The following is a 12,675-nucleotide window of genomic DNA, read 5'->3' on the forward strand; positions in this document are numbered from 1 at the left end:
TTATAAAACTGTAAATTTTTTTAAGATGTATAGATAAAAAATAGCATACTCCCATGTGCAAATAATATATCAATATACTGATATATTACCGTAAGTCATACTGTATATTCCCAATTTATACATTATGTACTCATCTATTTAAATCTTAGTAAATGTAGTTATATAAGACTAAATCTACCATCTTAATCATTATGATTATAACTCGATTAATGCATCTTTACAATTTGAAGAAACTTTTTAATTGTATAATTTATGTAATAAAGTGAATTTTAATAAATAACTTGTTTAAATGACATTTTATGAAAAATAGGTTAATGAGCAAATTTAATTGCAAATAATGCGTTAGATAGTTCTGTATGATAAAAATTAAGATATTGAATTTTGTTACCATAGTCGACTTGTCGGAGGGGACGTTTATTAAGTAGTGTTATAATTTCATAATAGAAAACTTGATTTTCGTTTATTATATATGATGTTTCAAAGCCTTTGAACTTATTCAATTCATTAGTAACTATTTGGTTAAATTTATAAATATGCGTTTGAATGTTCCAATCTGTCATTAAAGTATTATATTTAATCGTATCAATGATTTGAATCAAATTAGTAATTTGTTGTCTCATATACTTAGTTTCGTTTATCATGTAGAAGTACCTCCAAAAATCAATTATTAAACAGGAAAGGATATAACAGTGGAAAATGAAAAAAAGAAATACACGTTTAAAGATATAGCATGGAGAGATTTGCTTATAATTCCAATTATAGGTGTTATATTTTATGCACTCACAATTGCAGCTTACATAGGACCAATTTTGTTTGGTTATTATGAAATCGATAGTAATCTGATATTTGTAGCGACTATCACACAAGCTTTAGCATATACGATTGGGATTGGCGCATTTTATTTATTTCATTTAAAAGTGATGCCATCAAGGCTTCGAGCTGGTTTTGCGTATATCAAAAAATATTGGCTTAGATTGTCAATAACGTATATTATTGCTCTCATCTTAATTTATACATATGAATATATGACACAGTTTCTACCTAAACATTTGCAATATAGTGAAACAGCCAATGAACTTGAGCTAAATAAAATGTTTGAAGTGCCTGCATTTTTACCTGTAGCATTCTTATTAATTGTGATTGTAGGTCCAATAGTTGAAGAAATCGTATTTAGACATATTTTAATTGGAGAATTAGGTAAGAAGTTTAATTTTATAGCTATGAGTATTGTTTCGGTGTTCTTATTTGCATTTATTCATGTGACTGATGCAAAGTCGCCGTTTGAGTTTGGTCCATATCTCATACTATCCATCATATTAGTTTTCACTTATATAAAATCTGGAAGAAACCTAGGTTCAACAATTGCATTACATATAGCAAATAATTTTGTTTCTTTCGTTATATCAGTAATAAGTATTTATGCGTAGATAAAACCCCGTCGACTCCATAGTTTAGGAATCGATGGGGTTTAAAAATTGATGATAGTTATCAATGGATATGTCTCTGGTTTGAATCGTCTTACCGAATGAATACGAAATATCTATAATATTTTCAATTTCGAGTTCGGCAGTTTTGTCTTGAGCAATGTCATAAATGACTGCATGCCAATGTCCATGTTTACACAAAAGGCCAATAAATATAACGTTTTCGGCTTTAATATTATCATCAACCCTATGATCTACTAACATCACATTTCGTTCTGTACAATAAATTAAAATGTCGGAAAACAACATTGGGAGTGTCATATGTTGTGTGTCATCAAATTTAATATAAAAGTCCATGCGCTTAAGCAACTTTCTTAAGCGTGTTTGTGGAAGACTTAAACATTGTTTTATAATTGCGTTGATTTCGCTTTTATATGGTAATGTCGAGTACGACTGACTTTCATTAAGCACTAAAAATAAGGCCGATAATTGTGTTTCAGATAAGTTTAATGCAATTTTAGATTGTGCTTGTTGTATTTGGTAACCACCATTTTTCCCATAATGCGCATAAATTTTAACACCTTGATTTTCTAAATCATCAATATCTCTTAAAATTGTGCGTTTGGATACGTTGCAATATTTAGCTAATTCTAAAGCGGTCATTTTTTTATTTTGTTGAATTGCAGTAATTATTAAATTTTGCCTTTCAGCTTTATTCATGACAGCCACCTCCTAAAAGATGATATATTACACAAAGTATAACATAAGAGTGACAATGAGGACATTTTCAATATCTTTTTAAAAAAATCGGAAAAATTTTGTGGAAAACGCTTACATTTTAAAAAAGATTGTGCTATGATATTACTTGTAACAGGGGGAGCGATTAAACAAAGGGGTAGAGCTATATAACAGATAGCTTTTAATCGTTCAAGTTACATCACAATATCTTCAATATTTATTACTTACTTTCCTTTCTATTTGTCGGCTAGCACGTGACTAGCCGATTTTTTTATGCATAAAATGAAGAAGTCTTCAGTTGTATTGTTGATTCTTTTAATATAGGGTAATAATAAAATGATAATGATATGAGAAGTGGTGGACGAAATGACAGATAAAACATTACAGCAAATAGATAAGTTAATATGTTCGTGGTTGAAACAAATAGACAATGTGATTCCACAATTAATTATGGAGATGACTACAGAAACCAAGCGTCATCGATTTGATTTAGTTACAAATGTAGATAAACAGATTCAACAACAATTTCAACAATTTTTAGCAACACATTTTCCGGAACACCAACTATTAGCGGAAGAAAAAAGTAATGAAATGATTACGAATGAAATTAATCATTTATGGATTATGGATCCCATTGATGGAACTGCCAATTTAGTAAAACAGCAAGAAGATTATTGTATTATATTGGCGTATTTTTATGAAGGTAAACCAATGTTATCGTACGTATATGATTATCCGCATAAAAAGCTTTATAAAGCAATACGAGGAGAAGGTGCTTTTTGTAATGGATTTAAGATGGAAGAACCACCATCGTTAAAATTGGAAGATGCTATTATATCGTTTAATGCACAAGTGATGAATCTGGATACGGTGCAAGATTTATTTGACGCCTCATTTAGTTATCGTTTAGTTGGTGCTTGCGGATTAGATTCTATGCGAGTGGCAAAAGGTCAATTTGGGGCACATATTAATACAAATCCTAAACCTTGGGACATTGCTGCACAGTTTTTATTTGCAGAACTATTGAATCTAAAAATGACAACTTTAGATGGTAAGGCAATTGATCATTTAAAGGGTGCACCTTTTATTATAAGTAATAAAGCATGTCATGAAACGGTACTTAAAATTTTAAATGCAAATGGTGGTTATCAAAAATACAGATAGATATTCTCGAGAGATAAAAAATGATAAAAAATAGTTATACGTCTACAGAAGTATAGTAAAAAAATTATTTTACTATATAATAAATAGAGAAACCAGACAAAGTATGTAAGGAATAGTAAAGGAGTGGTGGGATTGAAACGTTCGTCTAAAAGTAAAATGAGCCTACCGAAAAAAATATTTTTATGGGTATTCGGTATTTTAGTAATCTTAGCGATTGTAGCTGTTGTGTATGTAGCTGCTAAAATTTTTATTACTGGTAATAAGATACACAATCCGTTAGATCGTAATCATTCAGAATTAAGAGATAAAAAAGTGAGTTTAAACGATGGTGATCCATTCACAATCGCTTTATTTGGTGTCGATTCAGATGCTGATCGTAAGAAAAAGGGTGGCGGAGAGCGTAGTGATAGTATTATGATTTTATCTATCAACCCTAAAACAAAGAAAACTGAAATAGTAAGTATACCGCGTGATACAAGAGCGGAAATTGTTGGCCGTGGTACTACTGAAAAAATTGCACATGCCTATGCATATGGTGGACCAAATATGGCTGTTAAATCACTTGAAAAATTGATGAATGTGCCAATTGATCATTATGCGACAATCGATATGGATGGTTTGCATAATATGATAGATAGTATCGGCGGTGTTGATGTAGTAAGTAATGATACATTCACTGTTGATGGTGTTCGTTTTACAAAAGGACAGCAAACACATGTAAATGGTGATCAAGCATTGAAGTTTATTAGAAGTCGTAAAGAAGAAGGTGCTGGTGGTGACTTTGGTCGACAACAACGTCAGCAAATTGTACTTGAAGCGATGGCTAATAAGATTGCAAGCCCATCATCGATTACACATTTTAATAGTCTAATGAATGAAATTCAAAATAATGTTAAAACAGATTTAACATTAGGTGATTTGAATACGATTAGAAGCAATTATAAAGATGCTAATGACACAATTAATAAACATCAATTGAGTGGTCAAGGCGGCATTCAAAGTGACGGATTGTACTACTTCATTCCTAGTGAGCAGTCAAAAGCTGAAAGTACTAAGTTATTAAAAGATAATCTAGAGTAGTAAACTAAGGGAAAATAAGTTATCAAATTTGTACACAAATTAATTAGATAGAATGAGCTGTAAAAAGAATAACGAATAGAATTAATAGCCCGTAAATAGAAGGTGATAACACTTTGTATTTATGGGCTATTTTATTTAATGCCTGATTTGATTTTTACAAATTATTCCATTACAAATTTAATTTAAAGATAAATCTTACCTTATAAATGGCAGTAGATATTTATCAAACTTGGGTTATTAATTTTCAGAAAAAGGGTATTTATAAATAGTATAGCGATTTTTAGGTGAGGTGATTATTAAGTATTGTCATTAATAAGGTTGTGAAAGATATGGCAAAAAGCGTGACACAGATAATTGGAAAACTAATAATGATAATTATTTTCAATTAAACAAAAAGATGATTTAATTTCGCGCAAAATATTTCAAATAAAAATGATTGCAAAAATAAAAAATACAAAAATACGCTTAACATTATACACTTAAAGTAATACAATTATATTGATTCTATCTGAAAGATGTGTGGGGCATCTTTATTTTAGGTGGAAATTAGGCAATTTATTAAAAGTCATTTACGGAAAAATATATAGATGGGGTGAATAGTATGCAAGAACATTTGGTGGTCACGCTTGATGGTAAAGATTATCTTGTAGAACCAGGTACAAATTTACTTGAATTCATTAAATCGCAAGATACTTTTGTGCCTTCAATTTGTTATAACGAATCAATGGGACCGATACAAACGTGTGATACATGTACAGTTGAGATTGATGGTAAAATTGAACGTTCATGTAGTACAGTGATTGATCGTCCAATGACAGTAAATACAGTGAATAATGACGTGAAAGATGCTCAAAAAGAAGCGCTTGATCGAATTTTAGAAAAGCATATGCTGTATTGTACAGTATGTGATTATAATAATGGTGATTGTGAAATTCATAATACGATGGATGCATGGGGGCTTCAGCATCAAACGTATGAATATAAAGAGAAGCCATATGAAAAAGATTATGGCCCATTTTATCGCTATGATCCAAATCAATGTATCTTATGTGGCCGTTGTGTAGAAGCGTGTCAAGATATTGAAGTAAATGAAACAATTAGAATTGATTGGGATCGTGAGCATCCACGTGTCATTTGGGATAATGATGTACCGATTAATGAATCGTCATGTGTATCTTGTGGTCAATGCGCAACTGTATGCCCATGTAATGCGATGATGGAAGTTAACATGGAAGGTAATGCAGGTTATATGACTGATACGGAACCTGGTTCATTAGCGGCAATGATTGATTTAACTAAAAAAGCAGAACCTGGTTATGGTCCACTATTTGCAATCTCAGATTCAGAAGCAGAAATGCGTAAAGAGCGTATTAAGAAAACTAAAACAGTGTGTACATATTGTGGTGTGGGCTGTTCATTTGAAGTTTGGACTAAAGATAGAGAAATTTTAAAAGTACAACCATCACATGATTCTCCAGCAAATAAAATTGCAACTTGTGTTAAAGGTAAGTTTTCATGGGGACATATTAATTCAGATCAACGCTTAACGAAACCATTAGTAAGGAAAAATGGTGAGTTCCATGAAGTAGAATGGGATGAAGCATTAAATGTCATTGCAGATAATTTTACATCTATTAAAGAAAAGCATGGTCCAGATGCATTATCATTCATTTCTTCTTCTAAAGCGACGAATGAAGAATCGTATTTAATGCAAAAATTAGCAAGACAAGTTATTGGCACAAATAACGTTGATAACTGTTCAAGATATTGCCAAGCACCTGCAACAAAAGGCTTATTTAGAACGGTTGGACACGGCGGTGACTCAGGTAGTATTGAAGATTTAGAAAAAGCAGCAATGTCTGTATTGATTGGTACGAATACAGCTGAAGCACATCCGGTTATTGCATCACGCATGAAGCGTGCTCAAAAATTATTTGGACAAAAAATACATGTGTTTGATATTAGAAAACATGAAATGGCTGAACGCGCAGATCGTTTTTATCAACCGAAACCAGGTACAGATTTGGCTTGGTTAAGCGCAGTGACGAAATATATCATTGATCATGACTTACACGATAAAGCCTTTATCGAAGAGTGGGTTGAAGATTTTGATGAATATTACAAGTCATTAGAAACATTTACAATGGCATTCGCTGAAGAGGCTACTGGTATTCCAGAAGCAGAGTTGATTAAGTTCGCTGAAGAATGTGCCAAAGCTGAGTCCGTTGTCATTTGTTGGGCAATGGGTATCACACAACAAGACATTGGAAGTGATTCAAGTACAGCAATTTCAAACTTATTATTAGTTACTGGAAATTATCGTCGACCTGGTACAGGCGCGTATCCATTACGTGGACATAATAATGTTCAAGGTTGTAGTGATATGGGTAGTATGCCTGATAAAATTACTGGCTATCAAAGTATTGAAGCGGACGATATTCGCGCTAAATTCGAAAAAGAATATGGCGTTAAATTGAATCCGAAAGCTGGTAAAGATAATCATGAAATGGTTGAAGGTATCCATGATGGGCAAATTCACTCATTATATCTATATGGAGAAGATACTGGTATTGTAGATTCAAATATTAATTTTGTACAAGCTGCTTTTGAAAAATTAGATTTCATGGTAGTCCAAGATGAATTTTTAACATTCACAGCAACATATGCAGATGTTGTCTTGCCAGCAAGTCCTTCATTAGAAAAAGATGGTACTTTTACAAATACAGAGCGACGTATTCAACGTTTATACCAAGCATTGAAACCATTAGGTGATTCTAAACCTGACTGGAAAATATTCCAAGCAATTGCTAATAAATTAAGTTTCGATTGGAATTACAAACATCCAAGCGAAATTATGGATGAAATTGCTAGACTAACACCATTATATGCTGGCGTAAGCTACGAACGTTTAGAAGGATTTAATAGTTTACAATGGCCTGTGCATCCAGATGGTACAGATGAACCAATACTTTATTTAGAAGGATTTAATTTCGATAATGGTAAAGCAAAATTATTCCCATTATCATTTGATAATTACTTTAAGCAAGATGAAGTTTATGATATTCATGTAAACAATGGTCGATTGTTAGAGCACTTCCACGAAGGTAACATGACATATCAAACACCAATGCTTAAATACAAAGTGCCACGTGCATTTGTTGAAATTTCTCCAGAACTTGCTGAAGATAGAGGCATTCATGAAGGTGCAGAAGTTAAGTTGATATCTGAAACAGGAGAAGCGGTATTACAAGTTCACGTGACAGATCGTGTTAAAGGTAAAGAAATCTATATTCCATTAAATAATGATGCGATGGAAAATGGAGATCTAGGCGCAATTAACTTATTAACTAATAGTGATGTTGATCAATACACGGATACACCATCTTATAAACGTACAAGCTGTCGTATGGAGGTAATTACGAAACGTGGTAAGTCACCGTTGAACCCTAATAATTTCCGTGTCAATAAAAAACGTCATCCGCAGTACAGTGTTCAAGTACAGAAAAAATGGGAACGTCCAGATTATGTTTTCCCGGGAAATCAGGTGGATAAATAATGGCTGAGAGAATATCTTCTAAAATTAGACGCTTAGAAAAATCAGAAGAACAAATTAAGTTAGAAAGTTTAAATGAAGTTACAGAGGCAATTGCTGCAAACAAAGATAGCATTTTAAAAGCAATCAAGCTCATTAAAACATTAGATGATGCAAAACTATTAGATGCTTTAAATGGCACAGTTAGAGGACGTCAAGTGATTATTAATAAATTTGCTGTTGAGCTCAACAAAGATATTTATACAGGGCTATTATCTAATATGGCTTCAATGGTATTTTTATTAGGCGAATTGAATGTATCAGATTTAAGTGACTTCCTTAATAAAGTTAACAAAGGTTTACACGTTGCCAATCAAGCGAGTCCTAATGCGAAGACATCTGTAAGAAGTCTATTAGGCGTTTTAAAAGATGACGACATGAACCGTAGTTTAACATATATGCTTAATATGTTAAAAGGTATGTCTCGAGAAGATTAATATGAGTCTATAATAAATCGGATTGATGTAAAAGTTTTTTACTTTTCATCTTTCCGATTTTTTGTTTTTGAATATAACAGTGTTTCTGCATGTCGGTGTAGGGGCACTGTTTTAAGTTATATTGAAATATTATTTGTATCCGAGTCTTCATCAAACTTCAAACAATATTTTTGAGAATCGAGAAAATCATGTGCTATTGATAATCAACCATCGACAGGGCTATGAAACATCATGTATTATTATGATTATGTAAGTTATTTAAATAAAAAGGGTGAGTGCATATTAATTCGAGAATGTTAAAAACGTCAGCTGTAATTTCTAATACATTATTAGTCATAGGTTTAGTCTGTCTATTTATGATGAAATTAGTGTTAGCTATTACTTTTTTTGCTGTTTCATTATCAATTAGTCTAGTTGTCTTTAATATGATGTTCAGAGATAGAACAACGATGAAAGTAATCGTTAACGCTTCTTTTTTAATCGTAATATTAGCGATTGTAGTGGCATATTTTTTATTGTCTAAGTAAGAAAAATGAGGTTTTGTCTATATGAAGAAGAATTTCAAGTTACGTATTTCAACGCTACTATTGATAGTTATTTTAGTTGTTTTTTCTGTATTGCTCATCGTGAATGAAACTAAATTGTTTAAAAATGATGTGAATTACTCTTTTGATGAGGCTGTTTCAATGCAACAAGGGAAAGGTATTGTACAGACAAAAGAAGAGGATGGTAAATTTGTTGAAGCAAATAATAATGAAATTGCTAAAGCAATGACTATTTCACATAAAGACAATGATATGAAGTATATGGATATCACAGAAAAAGTGCCAATGTCGGAATCTGAAGTTAATCAATTGCTAAAAGGTAAGGGGATTTTAGAAAATCGAGGGAAAGTTTTTCTAGAAGCTCAAGAAAAATATGAGGTTAATGTCATTTATCTTGTTAGCCATGCATTAGTAGAAACAGGTAACGGCAAATCAGAATTAGCAAAAGGCATTAAAGATGGAAAAAAACGCTATTACAACTTTTTTGGTATAGGAGCATTCGATAGTAGTGCTGTTCGTAGTGGGAAAAGTTATGCTGAAAAGGAACAATGGACATCACCAGATAAGGCGATACTTGGTGGTGCAAAGTTCATTCGTAATGAATATTTTGAAAACAATCAACTGAATTTATATCAAATGCGATGGAATCCAGAAAATCCTGCGCAACATCAATATGCGAGTGACATTCGCTGGGCAGATAAAATTGCCAAATTAATGGATAAATCCTATAAGCAGTTTGGTATAAAGAAAGATGATATTAGACAAACATATTATAAATAAGACATCGGTGCTTAAAGGGGCTGGAACAATTTATTGTTTCGAGCTCCTTTAGCGCATTCTGAGTGTGTTAGTTAAATGGATTTTAACCTAACATAAAACGCGGGAGTGGGACAGAAATGATATTTTTACAAAATTTATTTCGTTGTCCCACCCCAACTTGCATTGTCTGTAGAAATTGGGAATCCAATTTCTCTTTGTTGGGGCCCCGCCAACTTGCATTGTCTGTAGAAATTGGGAATCCAATTTCTCTTTGTTGGGACCCACACCCCAACTCGCATTGCCTGTAGAATTTCTTTTCGAAATTCTCTTTGTTGGGGCCCCTGACTAGAGTTGAAAAAAGCTTGTTGCAAGCGCATTTTCGTTCAGTCAACTACTGCCAATATAATATTATAGACCCTAGGACATTGATTTATGTCCCAAGCTCCCACATCATTGTTACAAATGTACATTATGTAAATGAATATTGCTGTCTAAATGTGCATGTAATATACAATGGTGCAGATAATACACTTAAGTCTTTAAAAATGAAACGTTAGTTCCAAGAGTCATTTTTAAACAATAGTGCATGTGATAAAATAGAAAAGAATGAAAAATATAGAGGTGACAATATGAAGATAGCAATTATAGGTGCAGGCATCGGTGGATTAACAGCTGCTGCACTATTACAAGAACAAGGTCATACTATTAAAGTCTTTGAAAAAAATGAGTCAGTTAAAGAAATTGGCGCTGGGATTGGTATCGGAGATAATGTGCTTAAAAAACTAGGTAATCATGACTTAGCTAAAGGTATTAAAAATGCTGGGCAAATCTTATCTACAATGACAGTGTTAGATGACAAAGATCGCCCGTTAACTACAGTTAAATTAAAAAGTAATACATTGAATGTGACGTTACCACGCCAAACTTTAATTGACATTATTAAATCTTATGTAAAAGATGATGCAATATTTACAAATCATGAAGTCACGCATATAGATAATGAGACAGATAAAGTTACCATACATTTCGCGGAACAAGAGAGTGAAGCATTTGATTTATGTATTGGTGCTGATGGAATTCATTCTAAAGTGAGACAATCTGTAAATGCTGACAGTAAAGTATTATATCAAGGGTATACATGCTTTAGAGGTTTAATTGATGATATTGATTTAAAACATCCGGATTGTGCAAAAGAATACTGGGGAAGAAAAGGAAGAGTAGGTATTGTTCCGTTATTAAATAATCAAGCATACTGGTTCATTACAATTAACTCGAAGGAAAACAATCATAAATATAGTTCGTTTGGTAAACCTCATTTGCAAGCATACTTTAATCACTATCCAAATGAAGTTAGAGAGATCTTAGACAAACAAAGTGAAACAGGTATCTTATTGCATAATATTTATGATTTGAAACCACTCAAATCTTTTGTTTATGGTCGTACTATTTTACTAGGAGATGCAGCACATGCGACAACGCCTAATATGGGGCAAGGTGCTGGACAAGCAATGGAAGATGCTATCGTATTAGTAAATTGTTTTAATGCATACGACTTTGAAAAAGCATTACAGCGTTATGATAAAATACGTGTCAAACATACTGCAAAAGTAATTAAACGTTCTAGAAAAATCGGTAAAATTGCCCAATATCGTAGTCGTTTAGTTGTTGCAGTTAGAAATCGTATTATGAAAATGATGCCAAATGCATTAGCAGCTGGACAGACTAAATTCTTATATAAATCGAAAGAAAAGTAATACAACAATATGAAAACCCCCGTATGTTGAAATTAGAGCTCAACATATGGGGGGTCTTGTTTTTATAATGTCATTATAATAAATTCAATTATTAGTTAACGACAAATTGTGGTTTCTCACCTTGAACGGCACTAATTGCAGCATTAGCAACAATTTTAGACATCATGTCACGTGCTTCAAATGTAGCATTACCAATATGCGGTGTTAATACTACATTATTAAGTGATTTTAAGTCATCGGTAATGTCTGGTTCGAATTCATATACATCAAGTGCAGCACCTTCAATTTCATTATTTTTCAATGCTTGCACTAGTGCTTGTTCGTGCACGATTGGACCACGAGAGGCATTGATTAAATACGCCGTAGATTTCATCATTTTAAATTGTTCTGTATCAATTAAATGATGCATTTTAGGATTGTAAGCAGCGTTGATAGTGATAAAATCTGCATTCTTTAATAGTGTATCTAAATCTACATATTTTGCACCGATTTCTCGTTCTTTTTCTTCTTTGCGATTAGGTCCTGTGTATAGTACATCCATGTCAAATGCTCTTGCACGACGCGCTACTGCACTACCAATTTCACCTAAACCGATAATGCCGATTGTTTTCCCAGATACTTCTCTACCTCTGAAAAATAAAGGTGCCCATCCGTCAAATCCAGTTGTACGTGATAATTGGTCGCCTTCAACAATACGACGCGCTACTGCAAGTACTAATCCAATTGTTAAATCAGCAGTCGCGTTTGTTGATGCTTTAGGTGTGTTTGTAACATCTATACTTTTTTCTCGAGCATACTCGATATCAATATTATTAAAACCAGCACCATAGTTGGCAATGATTTTTAAGTCTTTACCAGCATCGATAACATCTTTATCAACGTTTGTAGATAATAAACTAATTAAGGCAGTCGCATCTTTAACACCTTTAATTAAAGTGTCTTTATCGACTAATCCTTTACCTTCATACATTTCAACTTCAAAATGTTCTTGTAAAAGTTTTAAACCTACTTCTGGTATTGCACCAGCAACATAAACTTTTTCCATAAAAGATCACTCCTTTTATCTTAGTATAGTAGAAGATTAGACAGTATACAACTATGTCATGATGTCTTGTGTATCAATGATGTAAGCGTGTACTTTTGATGGAGGTGATATAACTTAGTCACTGTAGAACTATGAAT

11 protein-coding genes are annotated in these 12,675 nt (G+C 32.6%); 8 read left to right on the forward strand and 3 right to left on the reverse strand.

Going from position 1 to position 12,675, the window contains the following annotated elements; genetic code table 11:
* Positions 1-311 precede the first annotated feature (311 nt).
* Positions 312-641 carry a hypothetical protein gene (locus NST10_RS11915; protein WP_000606724.1) on the reverse strand — a complete coding sequence of 110 codons (330 nt, stop codon included), beginning with the start codon at positions 639-641 and terminating at the stop codon, positions 312-314.
* Positions 642-689: 48 nt separating this feature from the next.
* On the opposite strand from NST10_RS11915, the gene sdpB reads away from it, so the two are divergent.
* Complete coding sequence (gene sdpB / locus NST10_RS11920; RefSeq protein ID WP_000426695.1) at positions 690-1,427, forward strand: CPBP family intramembrane glutamic endopeptidase SdpB; 738 nt, start codon at positions 690-692, stop codon at positions 1,425-1,427.
* Between the two features lie 24 nt (positions 1,428-1,451).
* Here the strand turns inward: sdpB and NST10_RS11925 are convergent, their stop codons facing one another.
* Positions 1,452-2,144, reverse strand: a complete 693-nt coding sequence (locus NST10_RS11925) for a YafY family protein (protein ID WP_001030125.1) — start codon at positions 2,142-2,144, stop codon at positions 1,452-1,454.
* 384 nt (positions 2,145-2,528) lie between these two features.
* Here NST10_RS11925 and NST10_RS11930 point away from each other — a divergent pair, with 384 nt between their 5' ends.
* The 7 genes from NST10_RS11930 to NST10_RS11960 all read left to right on the forward strand — a co-directional run bounded on the left by NST10_RS11930 (position 2,529) and on the right by NST10_RS11960 (position 11,493).
* Entirely contained in the window at positions 2,529-3,326 is a 798-nt protein-coding gene (locus NST10_RS11930; protein ID WP_000130451.1) for an inositol monophosphatase, read from the forward strand.
* Between the two features lie 132 nt (positions 3,327-3,458).
* Entirely contained in the window at positions 3,459-4,406 is a 948-nt protein-coding gene (locus NST10_RS11935) for an LCP family protein (protein WP_000831055.1), read from the forward strand.
* A 601-nt stretch (positions 4,407-5,007) separates the two neighbouring features.
* Entirely contained in the window at positions 5,008-7,962 is a 2,955-nt protein-coding gene (gene fdhF / locus NST10_RS11940; RefSeq protein WP_001155271.1) for a formate dehydrogenase subunit alpha, read from the forward strand.
* On the forward strand, positions 7,962-8,435 hold the full coding sequence (locus NST10_RS11945; protein ID WP_339209910.1) for a DUF1641 domain-containing protein: 474 nt from the start codon (positions 7,962-7,964) through the stop codon (positions 8,433-8,435). Before fdhF ends, NST10_RS11945 begins: the two co-directional genes overlap by 1 nt.
* A 293-nt stretch (positions 8,436-8,728) precedes the next feature.
* Complete coding sequence (locus NST10_RS11950; RefSeq protein WP_000921246.1) at positions 8,729-8,962, forward strand: hypothetical protein; 234 nt, start codon at positions 8,729-8,731, stop codon at positions 8,960-8,962.
* A gap of 21 nt (positions 8,963-8,983) precedes the next feature.
* Positions 8,984-9,760: an N-acetylglucosaminidase gene (locus NST10_RS11955; protein ID WP_000739235.1), complete on the forward strand. Its 777-nt coding sequence runs from the start codon at positions 8,984-8,986 to the stop codon at positions 9,758-9,760.
* Between the two features lie 608 nt (positions 9,761-10,368).
* Positions 10,369-11,493, forward strand: a complete 1,125-nt coding sequence (locus NST10_RS11960; RefSeq protein ID WP_000684154.1) for an FAD-dependent monooxygenase — start codon at positions 10,369-10,371, stop codon at positions 11,491-11,493.
* 91 nt (positions 11,494-11,584) lie between these two features.
* On the opposite strand, the gene NST10_RS11965 is transcribed toward NST10_RS11960, so the two are convergent.
* Positions 11,585-12,538 (reverse strand): 2-hydroxyacid dehydrogenase family protein, encoded by a 954-nt coding sequence (locus NST10_RS11965; protein ID WP_000417008.1) that lies wholly within the window; start codon positions 12,536-12,538, stop codon positions 11,585-11,587.
* Positions 12,539-12,675 lie beyond the last annotated feature (137 nt).

This window comes from Staphylococcus sp. FSL W8-0305 (genome assembly GCF_037966415.1).
Taxonomy (GTDB): Bacteria; Bacillota; Bacilli; order Staphylococcales; family Staphylococcaceae; genus Staphylococcus; species Staphylococcus aureus.